The 18,774-nt window shown below is 48.8% G+C and carries 17 protein-coding genes and 1 tRNA gene; 7 read left to right on the forward strand and 11 right to left on the reverse strand.

The genetic code is table 11. The features are described 5' to 3' along the window. Window positions 1–32 precede the first annotated feature (32 nt). The 4 genes from pnp to IEY24_RS06725 all read right to left on the reverse strand — a co-directional run bounded on the left by pnp (window position 33) and on the right by IEY24_RS06725 (window position 4,554). Window positions 33–2,174, reverse strand: a complete 2,142-nt coding sequence (pnp, locus tag IEY24_RS06710; protein WP_188929882.1) for a polyribonucleotide nucleotidyltransferase — start codon at window positions 2,172–2,174, stop codon at window positions 33–35. Between the two features lie 112 nt (window positions 2,175–2,286). Continuing rightward, a complete protein-coding gene (gene rpsO, locus IEY24_RS06715; RefSeq protein WP_031527901.1) occupies window positions 2,287–2,562 on the reverse strand; it encodes a 30S ribosomal protein S15 in 276 nt (91 codons plus the stop codon). Window positions 2,563–2,665: 103 nt separating this feature from the next. Then, complete coding sequence (locus IEY24_RS06720) at window positions 2,666–4,162, reverse strand: LptF/LptG family permease (protein ID WP_188929884.1); 1,497 nt, start codon at window positions 4,160–4,162, stop codon at window positions 2,666–2,668. Then, window positions 4,162–4,554, reverse strand: coding sequence for an START-like domain-containing protein (locus tag IEY24_RS06725; protein WP_188929886.1), 393 nt, complete (start codon window positions 4,552–4,554; stop codon window positions 4,162–4,164). The genes IEY24_RS06720 and IEY24_RS06725 overlap by 1 nt, the downstream gene beginning before the upstream one ends. A gap of 198 nt (window positions 4,555–4,752) precedes the next feature. Between IEY24_RS06725 and IEY24_RS06730 the strand changes: the two genes are divergently transcribed. The 4 genes from IEY24_RS06730 to IEY24_RS06745 all read left to right on the forward strand — a co-directional run bounded on the left by IEY24_RS06730 (window position 4,753) and on the right by IEY24_RS06745 (window position 7,900). Further along, window positions 4,753–4,826: transfer RNA gene (locus tag IEY24_RS06730), tRNA-Met, on the forward strand. Window positions 4,827–4,952: 126 nt separating this feature from the next. Continuing rightward, window positions 4,953–6,731, forward strand: coding sequence for an ABC transporter ATP-binding protein (locus IEY24_RS06735; RefSeq protein ID WP_188929888.1), 1,779 nt, complete (start codon window positions 4,953–4,955; stop codon window positions 6,729–6,731). Window positions 6,732–6,900: 169 nt separating this feature from the next. After that, the gene (locus IEY24_RS06740) at window positions 6,901–7,602 is read left to right on the forward strand and encodes a 2OG-Fe(II) oxygenase (RefSeq protein ID WP_188929890.1); all 702 of its coding nucleotides are present in this window, start codon (window positions 6,901–6,903) and stop codon (window positions 7,600–7,602) included. A gap of 40 nt (window positions 7,603–7,642) precedes the next feature. After that, the gene (locus IEY24_RS06745) at window positions 7,643–7,900 is read left to right on the forward strand and encodes an Ada metal-binding domain-containing protein (protein ID WP_188929892.1); all 258 of its coding nucleotides are present in this window, start codon (window positions 7,643–7,645) and stop codon (window positions 7,898–7,900) included. Here IEY24_RS06745 and IEY24_RS06750 read toward each other — a convergent pair. Genes IEY24_RS06750 through IEY24_RS06760 form a run of 3 tightly spaced genes read right to left on the reverse strand, consistent with a single transcriptional unit; the run spans window position 7,892 to window position 10,507 of the window. Then, a complete protein-coding gene (locus IEY24_RS06750) occupies window positions 7,892–8,800 on the reverse strand; it encodes a DNA-3-methyladenine glycosylase family protein (protein WP_188929894.1) in 909 nt (302 codons plus the stop codon). The two genes, IEY24_RS06745 and IEY24_RS06750, sit on opposite strands and share 9 nt — an antisense overlap. A gap of 24 nt (window positions 8,801–8,824) precedes the next feature. Further along, window positions 8,825–9,844: a DNA polymerase III subunit delta gene (gene holA, locus IEY24_RS06755; RefSeq protein ID WP_188929895.1), complete on the reverse strand. Its 1,020-nt coding sequence runs from the start codon at window positions 9,842–9,844 to the stop codon at window positions 8,825–8,827. A gap of 60 nt (window positions 9,845–9,904) precedes the next feature. Further along, window positions 9,905–10,507, reverse strand: a complete 603-nt coding sequence (locus IEY24_RS06760; RefSeq protein WP_188929897.1) for an acyl carrier protein phosphodiesterase — start codon at window positions 10,505–10,507, stop codon at window positions 9,905–9,907. A gap of 97 nt (window positions 10,508–10,604) precedes the next feature. On the opposite strand from IEY24_RS06760, the gene IEY24_RS06765 reads away from it, so the two are divergent. Further along, on the forward strand, window positions 10,605–11,120 hold the full coding sequence (locus IEY24_RS06765) for an FKBP-type peptidyl-prolyl cis-trans isomerase (protein ID WP_188929899.1): 516 nt from the start codon (window positions 10,605–10,607) through the stop codon (window positions 11,118–11,120). 67 nt (window positions 11,121–11,187) lie between these two features. On the opposite strand, the gene IEY24_RS06770 is transcribed toward IEY24_RS06765, so the two are convergent. Continuing rightward, window positions 11,188–11,670: a deoxycytidylate deaminase gene (locus tag IEY24_RS06770; protein ID WP_188929901.1), complete on the reverse strand. Its 483-nt coding sequence runs from the start codon at window positions 11,668–11,670 to the stop codon at window positions 11,188–11,190. Between the two features lie 73 nt (window positions 11,671–11,743). Here IEY24_RS06770 and IEY24_RS06775 point away from each other — a divergent pair, with 73 nt between their 5' ends. Further along, window positions 11,744–12,829 carry a DUF922 domain-containing protein gene (locus tag IEY24_RS06775; protein WP_188929903.1) on the forward strand — a complete coding sequence of 362 codons (1,086 nt, stop codon included), beginning with the start codon at window positions 11,744–11,746 and terminating at the stop codon, window positions 12,827–12,829. A gap of 33 nt (window positions 12,830–12,862) precedes the next feature. Here IEY24_RS06775 and IEY24_RS06780 read toward each other — a convergent pair whose 3' ends face one another. The 3 genes from IEY24_RS06780 to IEY24_RS06790 are packed head-to-tail and all read right to left on the reverse strand — an operon-like array spanning window position 12,863 to window position 16,853. Continuing rightward, on the reverse strand, window positions 12,863–14,641 hold the full coding sequence (locus tag IEY24_RS06780; RefSeq protein ID WP_188929905.1) for a ComEC/Rec2 family competence protein: 1,779 nt from the start codon (window positions 14,639–14,641) through the stop codon (window positions 12,863–12,865). Window positions 14,642–14,647: 6 nt separating this feature from the next. After that, entirely contained in the window at window positions 14,648–15,925 is a 1,278-nt protein-coding gene (locus IEY24_RS06785) for a T9SS type A sorting domain-containing protein (protein WP_188929907.1), read from the reverse strand. After that, window positions 15,906–16,853 carry a PhoH family protein gene (locus IEY24_RS06790; RefSeq protein WP_188929909.1) on the reverse strand — a complete coding sequence of 316 codons (948 nt, stop codon included), beginning with the start codon at window positions 16,851–16,853 and terminating at the stop codon, window positions 15,906–15,908. The genes IEY24_RS06785 and IEY24_RS06790 overlap by 20 nt, the downstream gene beginning before the upstream one ends. A gap of 247 nt (window positions 16,854–17,100) precedes the next feature. Between IEY24_RS06790 and dnaB the strand changes: the two genes are divergently transcribed. Continuing rightward, window positions 17,101–18,720 (forward strand): replicative DNA helicase, encoded by a 1,620-nt coding sequence (dnaB, locus tag IEY24_RS06795; RefSeq protein ID WP_188929911.1) that lies wholly within the window; start codon window positions 17,101–17,103, stop codon window positions 18,718–18,720. The last annotated feature ends 54 nt before the right edge of the window (window positions 18,721–18,774 follow it).

Consider the following 18,774-nt stretch of genomic DNA (forward strand, 5'->3'; position numbering starts at 1 on the left):
TTTTTACCGTTCCTGCCTAGAAGAACACTGAATTAATCTTTTTTGTTCTCAGGCTTTGGTAACAATACTTTGCGTGAAAGGCGGTATTTTCCAGTTTTCTTATCGATTTCGACCAGCTTGACCTGCACCTCTTCTCCTACTTCCAGAACGCCGTCCATTTTTTCGAGGCGCTCCCACTTGATCTCGGAAATGTGCAATAAGCCATCTTTACCTGGAAGGAATTCTACAAAGGCTCCGAATGGCATGATCGACTTCACTTTGCCGGAATAGATTTCACCGATCTCAGGTACCAGAATGATGCCTTTAACCCGTGCAACCGCCTTATCCATGGAAGTCTTATCAGCAGAGAATATACTTACGAACCCTGCGCCGTCTTTCTCTTCGATGGAGATCGTTGCGCCGGACTCTTTCTGAATATCCTGAACCACTTTTCCGCCTGGCCCGATCACAGCACCGATCATCTCGCGATCGATTTTGATCACGATAGCACGTGGTGTATGAGGTTTCAGGTCAGCACGGCTTTCGGTGATGGTTTTGTTCATCTCACCAAGAATGTGCAGACGACCCGCTTTGGCTTGCATCAATGCCTCTGTCAATACTTCAAATGAAAGGCCGTTCACCTTCATATCCATCTGGCAGGCAGTGATACCCTGCTCTGTTCCGGTTACTTTGAAGTCCATATCGCCCAGGTGGTCTTCGTCACCAAGGATATCGGAAAGAACCGCATACTTGCCGGTTGCTTCATCCGAGATAAGACCCATTGCGATACCGGATACCGGTGCTTTGATTTTCAGACCTGAGTCCATCAATGCCAGAGATCCTGCACAAACGGTCGCCATAGACGACGAACCATTCGATTCAAGAATGTCGGATACGATACGGATGGTGTACGGGTTATCCTCCACTGGCGGCAACACTTTTTTGAGTGCACGCAATGCGAGGTTACCGTGCCCTACCTCACGACGGCCAGGACCGCGGTTTGGCTTCACTTCGCCGGTTGAGAAACCTGGGAAGTTGTAGTGCAAAAGGAATTTGCTGTAACCGTATTTCAATGGGGTATCGATGATCTGTTCGTCCTGCTTGGTACCAAGCGTTACGGTGGTCAGCGATTGTGTTTCCCCGCGCGTGAAGAGCGCAGAACCGTGTGCATTAGGAAGGAAATCAACTTCCGAGGCGATCTGTCTTACTTCGTCCAGGCGACGGCCGTCAAGGCGCGTGCGCTCGTCAAGAACCAGGCGGCGGGATGCTTCCCAAACCAGGTCGTTGAAATAGCGTTTCGCCAGACTTTCGTTGAATTCCGGTTTCTCTTCTTCTGTAATAGTTGTTTTGAATTCTTCCCAAACAGCTTTGAAACCGTCTTTTCTAACTGTTTTGTTAGTAGAACCCAACTGCGTTACCGCATATATTTTGCCATAAGCAAACTCGCGCAGACGTGCTTCAAGCGCTTCGTCGGCAGGGTCGCCTACATATTCTCTTTTTTCAGTTTTGCCAACAGCCGCTTCGAATTCCTTCAACGCAGCGCATTGGTCTTTGATAACTGCGTGTGCTATTTTCAGCGCCTCGATCACTTCCTCTTCCGATACTTCGCTCATTTCACCTTCCACCATCGCGATATCGTTATACGTCGCGCCTACCATCAGGTCGAGCGTTGCATTTGCCAGCGCAGTCGTTCCCGGGTTGATCACATATTCGCCATCGATTTTAGCAACGCGAACTTCCGAAACCGGCCCGCCGAAAGGGATATCCGATGCCGCCAATGCAGCCGATGCCGCCAATGCAGCCAATGCATCCGGCAAGGCTTCTGCGTCAGCAGAGATCAAAAGAATGTTTACCTGTACTTCTGCGTGGTAATCCTCAGGGAAAAGCGGACGCAATACACGGTCCACCAAACGGCTTGTCAACACTTCGTGGTCAGACAGCTTGCCCTCGCGGCGCTGAAAGCTTCCCGGGATACGTCCCGCTGATGCGAATTTCTCCTGATAGTCGACTGACAATGGCAGAAAGTCGAGGCCTTCCTTAATATCCTTGTTAGCAACAACCGTAGCCAACAACATGGTGTTACCCATTCTGACTACCACCGATCCGTCGGCTTGCTTGGCTAATTTTCCTGTTTCGATTGTGATTTCCCTGCCGTCCGGTAAGGTTATAGTCTTGGTAACTATATTAAAGAGCATAGAATATTGTTTTTTGTAGCTGTGAGACGCCGTCCTGACGCCCCGGTAAGTTCTTGTTTTTTCCGCAAAAAATCAGGGAACTTTCACATATGTAAAGTTCCCTGATTTCAAATTACTTACGTATGTTCAATTCGGCGATGATCGCACGGTAGCGATTGATGTCTTTTTTGTAAAGATAATCCAACAATCTTCTGCGCTTTCCTACCATTTTGAGGAGGCCCAGACGTGTATCATTATCTTTCTTGTGCGTTTTAAGGTGCTCGTTCAGATAATTGATACGGTACGTAAATAAAGCAATTTGTGATTCAGCAGAGCCGGTGTCACCGCTCTCCTTTTTAAAACCTTTCGATTCGAAGATCTCGCTCTTCTTTTCCGCGGTTAAATACATGATTGTAACAACAGATTAAAGTGATATGTAGTAATCACGGCACCTTGCCGCAAATAAAGTTGCAAAAGTAGGCTTTTAAAACCGGTTTTTAAAATAATTTAAATTAATTATGAGTGATAAGCTCCGTTTTCCCGAATCTACTTGCCCATTTGGACTTAATTCTTTTGAAGAACATCTGGTAAACATCCTTCTCGAACAACCGTGAGTCGCTCCGTGCGCGCTCAATAAAGTAAATACCCGTCGCAAACAGGAGCGTGTTGGCCATCCACGCACCGATCGGAACTGCCACCAGTCCTTCCTTCACCCATTTATCGCCCTGATTTGTCAGTACATACAACAGAATAAAGAACAGGATCGAAACCAGCACGGGTACGCCGAACCCGCCTTTCTTGATAATAGCTCCCAATGGCGCGCCGATCAGGAACATGATCAGGCAGGAAAGCGCCTGGGTGAATTTGTGGTGCCTTTCCAGTTCGTACTTACTCGCGTCCTTCAATTTCGTCTGCAAATAGTCTTGCTGCGACTTAATATAGCTCAACATACTGTTTGATGCCGCCTTGGTATTCATCAGGATATCCTTTTTCAAACTGTCCGAAACAGGCTTCGCGAGCAGCGAGTCGATCCATTTACCGCTTTTGAGCGTTTTATCGGTGCCTTCGCGGTAGTTGTAGGAATAATATTGCTGACTGCCTGAAACAAGGTTTTTCTTTGTTTCCTGGTAGGAAGTACGTAACGAATCCGCTGTTGCCGTCAGATCGCTAATGTTCTTCATAAATTCGTGGTATTTGAACTGCCCTTCGTCCGTCCGCTTCATTCCAAACGACGCAAGACTTTCCGTAAGGCGGTAATGCCTGAACGACTGGCGGTTAAAATTGGAATAGGGAGTCTGGGAACCGGCGGGCGATGCAATATAAACGGGTCGCGAGCTTCCCGAAGCTTGCTCGTCCGTGTAGCGGGTACCGTTGTAAAGCTCGATCACCAGATAACGGTTCTCATTGATGGAGAACATTCTGCCCGAATCTGCCAGGATAATCTCTGTATTCCCCAATTCGTACGACCGGCTGTTGTGTATATAGATCACCATGCCGATCATCTTGCCATTGTCCAGCTTTTCGTCGACCTTGATGCTATACCCGGGCAAATCATTGTAAAAAATTCCTTCTTTAATTTTTAACGTAGCTTTCGTGGTTTTGATGTCATACAGCAGACTATATCCTTTCAGGTTAGCCCAGGGCGAAACGCGGTCGTTAAAATAAAAGGAGAAGATGCTGATTCCGACAGCCACGATAAACATCGGCAACATGGCGCGCACTACGGAAATACCGGCGCTTTTGATGGCCGTAAGTTCAAAGAATTCGCCCAGGTTGCCAAAAGCCATCAGGGAAGACAGCAGCATTGCCAGCGGTAATGCCGTGGGCACGGTAATGAGGCTGAAAAAGAAGAATAGTTGTGCATAGTCCATGACGTTCAGGTCCTTCGACACGAAGTCATCTATGTAAAAGATCATGATCCGCATCAGGAAGACGAACACCACAACCGACATTGTAATCACAAAAGGTCCCCAAAAGGACGTTAAAATAAGCTTATCCAGCTTTTTCATCAACTACCTACTATTTCTCTTAAATTATCAATAAATCCCTCCCACAATGAATGAAGCTCGTCCTTGTCTCGATTCGACGAATAGTCGATCACGCGTAAAAAGGTTGTCTGGGTTAACTCGCTAACTTCTAATTTTAGTTCCAAATGGTTGTTATCAAGATTGTCGTCACTCGTGTCCTCAAAATCGAAACGCACCGCCTTGTTGATCCGCAAACCGGTTTGTCGGGCAATATGGCTGTCGCCGTCCCATTGAAAATCGAAACGGTGATCGGGCAGCACAGTCACTTTCTCGGCAAACCATTGTTGCAGTCCCGAGGGTGTGGAAATATATGGAAAGAGAACTTTAGGGGAGGAACGCAATTCAAATTCGGTAACAAATTTATATTTTTCCATATGTGCTGAAATTAAAGGTGCGGCCTCGTTAGCCTTGCCTTATGTGCTGATTTAAAAGTTGTAATATAATATAAATCGACAATAAATGCGTGTAAATATAAATTTGTTGTTTCAAAATTATGCGGAATTTACGTTAAAAATGGGTAAACGGGTTGCATCGTAATATTCTTTAACATACTTTTGCACCACAATTACGACGGCGGGGTAGCTCAGATGGTTAGAGCGTAGGATTCATAACCCTAAGGTCGGCAGTTCGATCCTGCTCCCCGCTACATTGTTGAAGACATCCTCCCGGATGTCTTTTTTATTTTCCGCCATTTTGTGTCTTCTCGAGAATTAAAATCGGCGCATTTCGGTTTACAGTAATTGGTAACACCACCGAATCACCTCAGAACTGTATGAAATTATTATTCCAATACCTGAGCAGGTACAAGGGACTCATTTTCCTGGCCCTGCTAATGGCGGCCGTCAATCAAACCTTCTCCCTTCTCAACCCTTACATCCTCGGTAACTACCTCATCGATCCCTACGCCAACAAAGCGGTAGAGTTCCGCACGAAGGGACTTGACAATGCATTCTTTAAGGGGATACTGATGGGCCTGCTGATGATCATCGGCGTAGCGATGGTATCGCGCATAGCCAAGGCATTTCAGGATTACCTGGTGAATGTCGTGATCCAGAAATTCGGTGCAGCGCTTTATACCGACGGGCTGCGGCATGCATTAAGGCTCCCGTTCCAGGATTTTGAAGACCAGCGCTCGGGCGAAACGCTTTCCGTGCTTTTGAAGGTCCGTGCCGATTGTGAAAAGTTCATTCTCAACTTCGTTAACGTCCTGTTCTTTACATCGGTAGGTATTGTTTTCGTGGTCATCGTCGCATTCAGGCTCAGCCCGTGGTTACCGCTGATCTACCTCGTCGGCTCGATCATTCTCGCGTTTCTGACTAGTGTTTTGAGTAGGAAAATCAAAACGATCCAGAAGAATATCGTGAAGGAAACGACCGCATTGGCCGGTTCTACCACCGAATCGTTGCGCAATATCGAGCTCGTAAAAAGCCTTGGATTGACGCAGCAGGAAATCGGACGACTGAATACCACAACTTATAAAATTTTGAAACTCGAACTGAAAAAGGTAAAAAGCATCCGTTCGGTAAGTTTCATCCAGGGAACGTTCGTCAATTTTCTACAACAATGCGTGATGTTCGCACTACTGTTTTTCGTGTTCCGTGATAAAATTACCGTGGGGCAGATGATGATGATGCAATTCTACTCCTTCTTCATATTCGGACCATTGCAGGAATTGGGCAATGTGATCCTCTCCTACCGTGAAGCTGAGGCGTCTTTGAATAACCTGCAAACATTGCTGGCCCGACCCGTAGAACACAAACCGGCTAACCCTGAAAGCATTACCGACATTAAGGAGTTGCAATTCGACCATGTGAAATTCCAACATCAAACGGCCAAACGCCCTGCTCTCGAGGAGATTTCGTTTAATGTGAAACGTGGAGAAACCATTGCATTCGTGGGGCCATCGGGCTCCGGCAAGACCACCTTGGTAAAGCTGCTCGTTGGACTGTACCAACCTATCGAAGGCGCTGTTTTCTATAACGGTGTGAGTGGAAAAGATATCGATTTTGACGAAATCAGGCATAAAATCGGCTTTGTGACGCAGGATACGCAGCTTTTTTCGGGTACCATTAAGGAAAACCTGCTGTTTGTTAATCCGGAAGCAACCGACGAAATGATCAACGACGTGCTCATGAAAGCCGCTTGCTATAACCTGTTGGCCAGAGCCGAAAATGGCATCGACACGATGATCGGCGAAGGCGGTTTGAAATTATCAGGCGGCGAGCGCCAGCGCCTCTCGATCGCCCGCGCACTCCTGCGTAACCCACACCTGATCATTTTCGACGAAGCAACATCAGCACTCGATTCGCTGACCGAAGAAGAAATATCGAACACCATTCGCGACATTACCGACCAGCGCCAACACATTACTGTCATGATCGCACACCGGCTATCGACCATCATGTACGCCGACCGCATTTATGTGCTTGAAAAAGGCCGTATCGTCGAAACCGGCAGTCATCATGCATTGCTTGAAGAAAAAGGCCTCTATTACGCGATGTGGCGCCAGCAAATCGGCGAACGCAAAGACGAAACGGTACTGTCGGCTTAATGGTGCAAATCTCTTGATTTGCACACACTATTCGCAGGCCTCCGGCCGGAGGCCTGCGAATAGCAAGTCACGAAGGCTGACCTTCGTGCCATTTGCTTAACTACGCAAGAATCGGGTTTCAGTGCACGCCCGGGCCGGGTAATTTTGGTTCAACCAATCAAAATACCCAATGACCACCATTGAAAACCTCGACTGGGCTTCCATTCGCGAAAACCTTCACCAGCGCGGCTATGCGCAACTTAATCAGCTTCTGAATCCAGAGGAATGCGACAATCTGATTGCTGAATATGCCAACCCGGCACATTACCGCAAGACGATCGTCATGGAGCGATATCGCTTTGGGCTGGGTGAGTATAAATACTTTTCTTATCCACTACCCTCAATTATCCAACGGCTGCGCGAAAGCATTTACCCAAAACTGGCGCCCATTGCTAATCAATGGATGAATGCGCTCAGCAAAGAAAATCCCTACCCTGCTCATTTAGAAGATTTTCAGGAACTGTGTAAGGCTGAGGGACAAACAAAACCGACGGTACTGATCCTGAAATACGGCCAAGGCGGCCATAATACGTTGCATCAGGACCTTTATGGCGAGCTGTTCTTTCCGATTCAAATGGTGCTGTTCCTCAACGAGCCGGACGAGGACTATACCGGCGGCGAATTCGTTATGACCGAACAAATACCACGTGCGCAATCGAAGGCCATTGTTTTAAAACCCCGGAAAGGCGATGCGTTGCTTTTTACGACGAATTTCAGACCAGTGAAAGGCAGCAAGGGCTACTACCGCGTCAATATGAAGCACGGCGTGAGCGAAGTGCATGGCGGCCAGCGGTACACGTTAGGTATTATTTTTCATGATGCATTGAGCTAAAACCGGGCATTTCCCGGCAAATGCATTTAAAACAGCACGCATGATCAGCCACGAAGAACTAGGCCCGGAAAACTTCGCGACGAGCCGGAAGCTGAAACGAATGATTGCCAGCTTTGCCATCACAATGGCCGGCAACCGCAACCTTAAAATTTACGGTCGATTATCCTGCGGTTCGGGAAAACGAATGAAACGAAGCACCAGGGTATTCTTCTCCGACGAGCGTGACGCGCTCACGCATGGGTACCGCCCGTGCGGGCATTGCATGCGCGAGGCATATTTGAAATGGAAATTAAGTTAGTGGCTTTACAGCCAGGCTCCTCCACAAATAGAACGTGACATAGGTTTCCCAGCCTGCATAATCACGGAAAAAGGCTTCGATTTTGTCCTTTTCAGTACGCTCTGCGATGATACCATGACCAGTCAGCGCATTCAGCAGCCCCACATCTCCATGGGGAATACCCTCGGGCGCACGGAACGACTTCATAAGCACATAATTGGCCGTCCAGATACCAATTCCCTTGTGCCCCACCAACGCCTTCTGTCGTGACTCAAAATCCGGCAAAGCGTCGATTAGCGAACGGCTGAGCGTGCCCTCCACGAATGCGCGAGCCGCACCAATCACATATTCCGCCTTTTTTTGTGAAAACTGCATTCCCCGCAGCACATCGATTTCCGCATTGGCCAAAACTGCCGGTTCAGGAAAAATATGAAAAACCTGATTATCCCATTCAATATGCCGACCATAGCGCTCTACCATGCGCCGTTTCATTTTATATGCAAATGTGAGGTTAATCTGCTGCCCGATAATGGACCAGCAAAGTGCTTCAAACATATCGGAAATGCCCATCAGCCGCAAGCCGGAGAAATTTTCAGCCATATATGCCAGGCGGCTGTCCCGCTTTAACTGCATATAAAACGGCAGAAGGTCGCGATCCAGATCGAACCAATCGCTGACGTAAGCTGTGAGAAAATCGCGGCATTCCGGATTTGCAACACCTTCCAGAATCTCGATTTTTAAAAAATTACCCTGCTCACTTACCTGGAAAAGCACGTCGCCATAAGGCGTCGCAATTGCTTTGAAAACTGCTGTTTCAGTTACCAAATGCAGGCAATCGTCGTAATTGCGGTTTAAAAACCAGAGGCATTCCTGGAAATTGAAAAGCGGCGGGACCGCGATAAGGATAGTTTGTTGATGCATCTTGGGGTTAATTCACTCATTCACTCAATGCACGATTTTGAAAACCAGTTCCCGCAGCAGCTCACCCTCGGGAATACTCGTGCCGTCAAGCCCTTTCAAACGCCCGTCGCTTTCGCGCAGGTAATGGATAATATTAACAACCTTGCCCATTGGATAATTTCGCGCGGCCAGCAGATAATCCTTGACGAAATACGGGTTAACACCCAGCTCCACAGCCAGCCCCTTTTCCGATTTGTCGCGCGCCGCATGGGTAAGGAGTAGTTTCGAGAAAAATCCGAACAAAATGATCAACACCGGCGCCAGCGGATTGTCCTTGGAATTGGAAGCAAAAAAAGCGGCTATCTGGTTCGCTTTCAGCACATCGCGATGCATCAATGCCTTTTGAAATTCAAAAACATTATATTCTTTGCTTATACCTACAAACTTTTCAATCGCCGTCGCATCAATACCTTCGTCTACACGCAGGTTCACCATGATCTTGCGAATCTCGTTTGAAAGCCGTTTCAGGTCGTTACCAATGTTATCCACCAGCATTTGAACGGCCTTCGGACTGATTTTTACGCCCTCGTGCTGGCAAAATGAGCCTACCCAGTCGGGCAGCTTGTTGTCATACATCTTTTTAGATTGCACCACCACCCCATTTGCATTGCAGGCTTTAAGGTAAGATTTTCGCTCGTCTGCGTTGGCGTGATAGCAAAACACCAGCACGGTGCTTGGCACGGGGTTCAAGGCATAATCTTCTAATCGCTGCTGCTGTTCCTTCTGTTCAATGCCGTTCAGGCGGTGTGCTTCTTTCACCAAAACCAGCTGACGCTCGGCCATGAAAGGAAACCGCCGCGCATAGCTCAGCACGCCGGCCACGTCGGTGTCTTTTCCGTACAGCACAAACTGGTTAAATCCCCGCTCCGATTCCGGAACCACTTTATTTTCAAGCTCTTCGGCAATAGAATCGATGTAATAGGGTTCGTCGCCGTGCAGGAAGTACAGCGGCCGAAACTTCTTGCTTTTGAGCTCTTTAAGGATAATATCAGGTGTTTGTGCCATGAGTTTGGGAATTGAGACCGGCATGCGGTCCAGGCATCAAATTTACCGTTCCACAACGATTTATGCCGCGTTTTCGACGATAAATTGCCCTGCCTGCCGGCGCAATTCCGGAAAAAAGGAGACGAATTTGGTATAATAGAACTCTTCATTGGCTTGCAAGTCGCTGACAGCCGTGGAGATAGGCGCTAAAAACTCCGCCCGGCGCGAAAGGCGGTGAAACGTGGTATCAATACCGTCGAACGTCTCATAAGTGTTGAGCCAGTCCTGCCGGATCATCGAACGCACCATCGGCACCATTGTCTCCGGGATAAGGTGGGCGTTCCGCTCGATCACCGAATAAATCCGGTGCGCGTATACGAAAAGCGGTTCATGATGGTAATGCTCGAAATTTTTGGCGAGGAAATAATCGAAATAGATGTCCATCACGATTCCCGCCAGCTTTCCCTGTGTAACCGCCGCCACATCTTTGGCTTCGAGTACTTCGGGATGCTTATCCGTAAATGAATCGATAAAGCGGTGCAGTTTCAGCCCCAGCACATAGTCGGGATTCCAGTTGGCAGTCTTTTCATCACTCAGACGTCCTTTAATGAAGTCACCGACATAATTGCCCATCATCACCCCCTCATTCTCGCCAGACAGCAAAATATGTGCTAAAAAATTCATCCAAATGACATTTTGACAAAATTGCCGTACGTTTGTTCCAGTACTCTCTCACGGAACAATTCTTTTACAACAACCATTATTTTAATCAAACTAGCAAATGAAAATCGAAAAAAATAACGTCGTAGCGTTAACATATAGCCTCAGCATTCCTGACTCTGAAGGCGAAACAGATGTTGTCGAAGTAGTGTCTGAAAATGACCCGATGTATTTTATCCACGGCATCAGCGGACTGCCGGAGGGTTTCGAAAGCCAGATCGAAGGCCTTTCTGCGGGCGATACTTTTGATTTTACCGTCTCTCCCGAAGAAGGTTACGGAGAATATGATGAAGAAGCGGTTGTAGACCTGCCGAAATCGGTTTTCCAAAATAGTGAAGTGGATCAAAACGAGCTGTTGCAGGTAGGCAACATCATCCCAATGACCAACGAAGAAGGCGAAAGACTACACGGTCAGATCGTCGAAATCCAGGATGACGTCGTAATCATGAACTTTAATCACCCGCTGGCAGGCAAGGAAATGCATTTCTCGGGCAAGGTGCTGAGCGTGCGTGCAGCAACACGTGAAGAGCTCGATCATGGGCATGTGCACGGTACGGGGGGAGTGCATCATCATTAATGAGTGAATGTCGGAATGAGTGAATGAATGAATAACCGCAAAAACATTCACTCATTCACTCATTTACTCACTCAATCATTGGCTGATACTGCTCCACCTCCACACCAAACCTTCGCAAAAACTCCACGCCCTCTTCGATCGCAATGCCCTTGTAGGCCGCATACGAGTGCAGGAAAATCACTTTCCTGATCTTCATCGTGTAAATCACCCTTGCACAGGCAATGCACGGCGCGAGTGTGACAAAAAGTGTTGATCCTTCGATATTTGAACCGTTTTTGACGGCGAACAGAATGGCGTTCTGCTCAGCATGCAATGCCAGCGAGCAACTCCCTTTTGCATCGCGCGGGCATCCTACGCCCGGAAATTCTTCATCGCAGTTGTGCGTGCCCGCCGGCGGCCCGTTGTAGCCAATTGAAATAATCCGCGTGTCCTTCGTTAGCACCGCACCCACCTGTGCTTTTATACAATGCGAACGTTTGGCAAGATTTTTTGCCAGGTCCATATAAATGTCATCAAATTCCGGCCGCAAATTCGTTGTAGCTATTGTCATTCTCTGGTCAATCGAAAAATTCAAGGTACAAAATTAGGGAAATGACGGCTGGATTCAACGCAGTTTGAAAAGTATGACTAGAAGCATATTGCTTATTTTCTTCCTGACCATCCTCCTTAACCCGCTTTTCGCACAGCAGGAGAAGTCGGTTGTTACCCTCACCAAAGACCCCGCAGGCCTTTTCAAATCCTATAAATTCTTTATTCAAAATGTAGAAGACCAGCGCCCTCAACCGGGAGCCGCACTGGGCAAAGTTATCGCCCTGGGCAGGGAAATCCCGGTAGTATTGGCCGGAAAGGCCGAAAATGAGCTGTTCGGGTACTGGTCGTACCTCGCGCCGAAGAAAGAGCAATCCTATTTGCCGCTTTACATTACCATTAAGGAACTGTCTGTCAGCGAAAAGCGCGTTGGACCAAACAGGGTTACGGGCGAAGTGCGGCTGAATGTCCGCTTCCGATGGTACCGTAATATGGAGCCCGTGGAGCTTACTGGATATCAAACGGCAGCCAATTATACGCGGCCGGAAACTGCGTTCACCCACGATAAGTTAATCAAACAGCTTGTGGATCAAGCGTTAAGCCATTTTCAAAAGTGGATGACATCCAATGGGGGCAAAACGTCGGCGCTGGCCCGCAATCTGGTGCTTACATTCAAAGAAATTAACAACACGGCCTCCGAGGACACGGTTTTTTACTCTCCAAAACGACCGCTGATCTGGAATGATTTTAAGGTAAGAAGTGCGAAACCGGGCAGCAGGTATGCAGCTGCGGTATTCACCAGTTTCGGGTATGAAGGCCGCTCCTATCCAAAAGGCGATGATCTGGTGGTGGAAATTGGTTTAAAGACCTTCATGGTCAAAAGCATGTCGTGGGGCCGGCCGGAGTCGCGCGATGCGGGCACATTGCGTCATGAGCAGATCCATTTCGACATTACGAGGTTGGTAGTAGAGAAGTTTAAAGAACGCCTCAGAAAAGCGGAATTAACCTTTGAAGACTACGACAGCGAGATTCAATACCAGTTTCTCGAAGCTTTTCGGGAAATGAACCACGATCAGGAACAATACGACGGAGAAACCGGCCACGGCCTGAATGCGGGCGTCCAGGCCGCGTGGGATAAAAAAATTGCACAGCAAATCGAAGCGCTCTATTCGGTGCAGTAATGCCCTTTAAGGCGATTCGAATGACTTACCCGGCTACGGGGCTGCAATGCGGATAATGTCCTGAATTTCACGGCTTAACGCGTAGTTTTTTATATTAAAATCAAAAGCGCGCGTGTCCTCTGCAAATGCCTTATTACTCACAAGGTAAAGTTCACCGCCTGATTTAAAGCCCACTACCTGATGTTTAGGAACCAGAAAGCTGACCATCTCGGCATTCAGGTGCGTATTCAAACCGCCTGATATTGAAATAGTTGCGAAAATTACTACCGATACCGCTGTCCATTTCAGGCAATACACTGAGCGCTGGTACACAGTATACCAAACCAGTAGAATTATACTATACAGCAAAATCACTTCCAATGCGCTTAAATGCAAGTTTTCCAACAAATGTCCGGGAAGCGATCGTGGGATCGAGGCCGACCAGTCCGTAAGCCCGGCAGAAAGTGTTACGACTTGGCCGGCAACCCAGGCAAGCCACGAAATCCCGACAGGACTAATCAGCAACAGAACCAATGCAGCTGGCAGCAAGATATTCGTAAATACCACCACCAGCGGGTTTACCAGCCAGAAGTAAGTCGGGAATTGATGAAAGTAGAAAAGACTCAGCGGGAATGTCGCAATCTGGGCCGCGAGGGCAAGCGCACTTACCTGCCACACAAACCTGATAAGGCTATTTGTAGGGTTCACAATATCAAAAATAGGTTGATAAAGCAGAAAAATCCCCGCCATAGCCAGGTATGACAGCTGAAAACCGACATCATACAATGCACAGGGATCGAGCAGGAGAATTATGAGCGCCGAAAATGCCAGCGTGTTCATCGGGTAATGCTTTCGTCCGGCCACTTCGGCCGTTACCAGTACCATGCACATCAATGTAGCACGCTGGACGGAGGGCGGCAAACCGGTAACCAGCGCATAAAATCCCAGTAATGCAGCTGTGAGGAAGAGATAAATCCATTTTCCAAAGCGCCAACGCTTCAACCAGCCGAAAGCCGTACTAATGGCCAGAAAGATAATGGCTACGTGCATTCCGGAAACGGAAAGAATATGCACCGCGCCCGAAATAACGTAATCGCCTACTTGTTGCTCGCCGAGATCGTCGCGGCGGCCCAACAGCATAGCCTTCACAAGCCCGTATGCCGCGGAATCAATATGCTCGCGGAAACGGTCGTCAGCCCATTGAGAAACTGTTTCAGGCCAATAAGCAGGATTTCCCTTGTTACCGGCGGACATCAGCTGGCAGGAACCCTTATTTACAAATGCGGTAAAAAGGATACCCTTGTTCCTCAAATACCGGGCATAGTCAAACTGTTCGGGGTTTTGCGGCGGAGCGGGTTGCTCCAACCGTCCGTTGATCATCAACTTGTCGCCGGGTCTGGGAATGATCGGGAGGCTATCCGGCAAATAAATCAATGCCCTCACCGGATAATTAACCCATTGCTTTCCGCTTTTAAACTGTTCGGTCCGGATCTCAAAGCGAATGGAATTGGTCCGCTTTTCGGGTATGGTCGTCACTACGGCTGCGAAGGATTGGTATTCCAATGCATTAAGTCCGCTGAGCTGCCTGTCTTTTTCCTCCTCGACCCGCATTTTAACACCAGCTCCCAAAAGAAACATCCAGGCAGCCAAACCAATAGCGAAGCCTGTCTTGCGCCGCAGCAGATACAGCGAAATACATCCCAACGTCACGGCAACCACGGGTATTAATATAAAAACAACCGGCATACCGGCGGTCGTACGGAATGCGTCGCCTGCCAATATGCCGGTTGCTAGGAATAGTACTACGCTTACAAACGGAGCGCGTGGTAGCATGTGTATTTATCGTACGACAAAACGTTTTGTGATCGTCTTATTAGCGGTCTCTACTTTGTAATAGTACAATCCGCTAGGGAAGTTTCTAACGTTGAGGTAAGAGCGGTTGACGGCATCTTCCGTCACCTTTTGTCCTTTCTGATTATAGACGGACACGGTATAATTTTCAAAATTAGGCGTGAACACGTTGGTTGTCAAGGTCTCACGAACCGGATTAGGGTAAAGTTCCACTAAAAGTTCGGTCGTCGAGAACTGTGAGTACTCCACCATTTTCGCACGTCTGGGACTCAATGCAAGCACGGCGTGCATTCGTGCCTTCTGATCATTCGTAAATATGCTCATGCACACGTCGGGCGAGTAGTCCATGTAGTTTTCGATCATGTTGCGCGTCATCACAGTTCCGCCACATTGCGAATATACCGGCGAGCACGAAAGGTCTGTTGTCTCGTTCTTGGTATTGGCGGTTGGCGTGTCGTCGCAATAATCGGTGCCGCAGGTACTGTCGCCCCAAATGTGTATCAGCCCGAGCCAATGGCCTACTTCATGTGTTGTCGTACGGCCCAGGTTATAGATCCGACTCGTGATCGCATCGGAATTGCGGCCGAAATAGCGGAAATCGATGATTACGCCGTCGGTCAATGCGTCGGCTTCCCCATTTTCGGAGGTAGCAAGACCGGCCGTACGGTCGTTGAGCTCCGTGACTACCGGAAACTGCGAAGTCCCGAGGTAGCGGTCGTTCAGCCGCGTTACCCAGATGTTCAGGTAACGGTTTGTAAACCAGGCCGGCGAAATGTTCGCCAGTTCGTCGGCGTCGGTAATCGGGCTGAACTGCGACGTTGCATTATAGGTGCGCACCACCGAAACCAGTTTGAAACGGATGCCGGTATCTACGCCCAGCGAATCGGTATAATAGCCTTTATAGCCCGAAGTATTGCCATAGTCTTCATTCAGGACGTCGATCTGGCTTTGTATTTGCGCATCGGAGATATTGCCGTTGCCTGCGCCGCCGATTACCTTATCGGCCCGGTTGTGGACGACGTGTATCACCACCGGGATCGTGATCACCTCACTCGCGCTCGTACGCGCCGCAGCGCCAGTATGCAGGTAATTCTCAATCGCCTGCTCAGATTGCATTCGCAGGTTGCGGAGGGAGGGGTTTTTCAACAGCCGTACAGAGTCCCGTTCCGTGCTGGCGCACCTCGTAACAAGCGGATCCTGCGCTCTTCCGAGCGTGGAAACCATCAAAAGGCCGACCAGTAGCAGGCTATTTCTCCGATTTTTCATAAGCAGCAAGAATGTCCTTCACCAAACGGTGCCTTACAACGTCCGAACCGTCCAGTTCCACAAAACTGATTCCCTTAATGCCCTTCAAAACGGTGATAGAGTCGATTAGCCCCGATTTCAAGTTTTTGGGAAGATCGATCTGCGACTTGTCGCCGGTAATGATCGCTTTCGAGCTTGGGCCCATCCGGGTCAGAAACATTTTCATCTGCATGGGCGTCGTATTCTGTGCCTCGTCGAGCAGGATAAATGCGTTGTTCAGCGTACGTCCCCGCATGTAGGCAAGCGGCGCAATTTCGATTACCCGGCTTTCCAGGTACAATTTCAGCTTTTCCGGCGCGATCATATCATCGAGCGCATCGTAGATCGGTCGCAGGTAGGGATCGATCTTTTCTTTCAGGTCACCCGGCAAGAACCCAAGGTTCTCCCCTGCTTCCACGGCCGGACGCGTTATGATAATTTTTCGTACTTCTTTGTTTTTCAATGCCCTCACCGCAATGGCGACCGCAGTATAGGTCTTTCCCGTACCGGCCGGACCGATTGCAAACACGAGGTCGTATTTGCCGGCCTGCTCGACCAGGAGCTTCTGGTTGGTCGTTTTGGCTTTTACAACGAGGCCCTTATTGCCATAAAGAATCACATCGTCGTCGTCTTCGCCGGTGGCCACAGGCATTTTGGCTATGCCGTTCAGGTAGCCTTTGACGTTGTCGTTCGTTATTTTCCCATACTTCTGATAATGCGCCAGAAGGGAGTCTATTACATCTGTGATTCGGATAATTTCGGGGGCAGTCCCCTGGATGCGGATCTCGTTTCCGCGTGAAATAATTTTACTTTCGGGGAAAGCAGCAGCGACTTCCTTGATATTCGAGTTATGAATCCCGAGAAAATCGACCATGGATACGTCTTCGAGTGTGATGATTTTTTCCAGCAAATGAATCAGTGTTTAATGTTTATCTAATCGTTGTAAAATTTAGTAATAATAACCAACATTTGTAAAACATAATCGTCGAAAAAACAATTAATCTACTAAATACCTGGCCAAAAAATAACTCTTTCCCGACCAAGTCTTTCATTATCAGACACGCACAAAAAAGTCGTGTGGCAGAAAAAAAATTATTGCGTCAAACTCCCCGCCGCCGCTTTCCTCGAAGGCCTCCAATGATTAACTTTGTCTTAACATGGAAAACGAAAAGGCACCCAACAACTACCCCAGGAGCGGCTCCAAGACCGGAAACGGCACCAAGCGGTCATTCGCCCCAAGAACGCCATCCAACGATCAGAATTTCAGCAAATTACCTCCTCAGGCGATCGACCTGGAAGAGGCGGTTTTGGGTGCTTTGATGATCGAAAAGGATGCACTCACGGCGGTGGCGGATATCCTTCGTCCGGATAGTTTTTACAAGGAGTCGCACATCCGCATTTACAGCGCGATCGTTACGCTCTTCGCCGATTCGGAACCGATCGACATGCTCACGGTCACCGCAAAGTTGCGCAGCACCGGAGAGCTTGAACTCGTCGGCGGCGCATCCTACATTATGGAGCTGACCAGTAAGGTCAACTCTGCCGCCAACATCGAATTCCACGCCCGTATCATATCGCAGGCCTACATCAAACGGGAGCTTATCAAAGTATCTTCGGAGATCCAGCGGGAGGCTTATGAAGATACCACCGACGTGTTCCGCCTTCTCGACAAAACGGAACAGTCGCTCTTCGCGATTTCGGAGTCTAATATCAAGAAAAATTACGCCGATATGGGCGCGCTCATGCGCCAGGCACTGGCCGAACTCGACCAGAAAAAAAATAACAAGGATGGCCTCACCGGCGTACCATCCGGTTTCAGCGCACTCGACAGGCTTACGTCCGGCTGGCAGAAAACGGAATTGATGATCCTCGCGGCACGTCCCGGTATGGGTAAAACGGCATTTGTCGTTTCCTCGCTCCGGAATGCAGCGGTAGACTTCAATATTCCGGTGGCCATATTCTCGCTGGAGATGTCCTCGGTACAGCTGGTAAATCGTTTGATTTCCGCTGAGGCTGAGATCGATAGTGAGAAAATTCGTAAAGGAAGCCTCGCCCCTCATGAATGGGAGCAACTGCACCACCGCATTCACCGGTTGACAAATGCCCCCATTTACATTGACGACACCCCTGCCCTTTCGGTACTCGAACTGCGTGCAAAATGCCGTCGTTTGAAAGCGCAGCACGATATTCAGATGATCGTAATCGACTACCTGCAGCTGATGACCGGCGATACGGGAGGCAAAAGCCCCGGTAACCGCGAACAGGAGATTGCAATGATCTCACGGTCGTTGAAAAACCTTGCAAAAGAGCTCGACGTACCGGTAATCGCCCTTTCTCAGCTGAGCCGTGCGGTAGAAACGCGTGGAGGGGAAAAGCGTCCTCAACTCTCCGATTTGAGGGAATCCGGGTCAATCGAGCAGGATGCAGACATGGTAATCTTCCTCTACCGCCCTGAATATTATGGTATTACGGAAGACGAAGCAGGTAACTCGGTGGCAGGTGTTGGTGAAGTGATTCTGGCTAAAAACCGTGCAGGTTCGCTGGATACCATCCAGCTGCGCTTCATTGGCAAATACACCAAATTCGCTGACCTTGATTCCGGTTTCACACCGGCCCCATTCTCGATCGACCGCCCGATCCAGACCTCGAACCCAATATCTTCCTTCGAGAGCCAGGCCAAACCTTCGGCACCGTCCACGGGCGGAACGCTCCGCAGCCGCGCCAACGACCTGAGCAACTTCGATTACAAAGGGCCGGATTCGGAACCGCCGTTTTAAGATAATCAGTCAAAAAATACCGTTCGGACACTTTCCGGTTGCCGTTTGATAAAG

This window comes from Dyadobacter endophyticus (genome assembly GCF_014641595.1).
In the GTDB taxonomy this organism is placed as follows: domain Bacteria; phylum Bacteroidota; class Bacteroidia; order Cytophagales; family Spirosomataceae; genus Dyadobacter; species Dyadobacter endophyticus.

Bases quoted from the DNA above. Each gene is read 5' to 3' on its own strand.
- IEY24_RS06740 (WP_188929890.1), top strand. From the start codon at position 6,901: ATGACCACCATTGAAAACCTCGACTGGGCTTCCATTCGCGAAAACCTT.
- IEY24_RS06780 (WP_188929905.1), bottom strand. From the start codon at position 14,641: ATGCTACCACGCGCTCCGTTTGTAAGCGTAGTACTATTCCTAGCAACC.
- IEY24_RS06735 (WP_188929888.1), top strand. From the start codon at position 4,953: ATGAAATTATTATTCCAATACCTGAGCAGGTACAAGGGACTCATTTTC.
- pnp (WP_188929882.1), bottom strand. From the start codon at position 2,174: ATGCTCTTTAATATAGTTACCAAGACTATAACCTTACCGGACGGCAGG.
- IEY24_RS06765 (WP_188929899.1), top strand. From the start codon at position 10,605: ATGAAAATCGAAAAAAATAACGTCGTAGCGTTAACATATAGCCTCAGC.
- holA (WP_188929895.1), bottom strand. From the start codon at position 9,844: ATGGCACAAACACCTGATATTATCCTTAAAGAGCTCAAAAGCAAGAAG.
- IEY24_RS06750 (WP_188929894.1), bottom strand. From the start codon at position 8,800: ATGCATCAACAAACTATCCTTATCGCGGTCCCGCCGCTTTTCAATTTC.
- IEY24_RS06785 (WP_188929907.1), bottom strand. From the start codon at position 15,925: ATGAAAAATCGGAGAAATAGCCTGCTACTGGTCGGCCTTTTGATGGTT.
- rpsO (WP_031527901.1), bottom strand. From the start codon at position 2,562: ATGTATTTAACCGCGGAAAAGAAGAGCGAGATCTTCGAATCGAAAGGT.
- IEY24_RS06720 (WP_188929884.1), bottom strand. From the start codon at position 4,162: ATGAAAAAGCTGGATAAGCTTATTTTAACGTCCTTTTGGGGACCTTTT.
- IEY24_RS06725 (WP_188929886.1), bottom strand. From the start codon at position 4,554: ATGGAAAAATATAAATTTGTTACCGAATTTGAATTGCGTTCCTCCCCT.
- IEY24_RS06775 (WP_188929903.1), top strand. From the start codon at position 11,744: ATGACTAGAAGCATATTGCTTATTTTCTTCCTGACCATCCTCCTTAAC.
- IEY24_RS06760 (WP_188929897.1), bottom strand. From the start codon at position 10,507: ATGAATTTTTTAGCACATATTTTGCTGTCTGGCGAGAATGAGGGGGTG.
- IEY24_RS06745 (WP_188929892.1), top strand. From the start codon at position 7,643: ATGATCAGCCACGAAGAACTAGGCCCGGAAAACTTCGCGACGAGCCGG.
- IEY24_RS06770 (WP_188929901.1), bottom strand. From the start codon at position 11,670: ATGACAATAGCTACAACGAATTTGCGGCCGGAATTTGATGACATTTAT.
- dnaB (WP_188929911.1), top strand. From the start codon at position 17,101: ATGGAAAACGAAAAGGCACCCAACAACTACCCCAGGAGCGGCTCCAAG.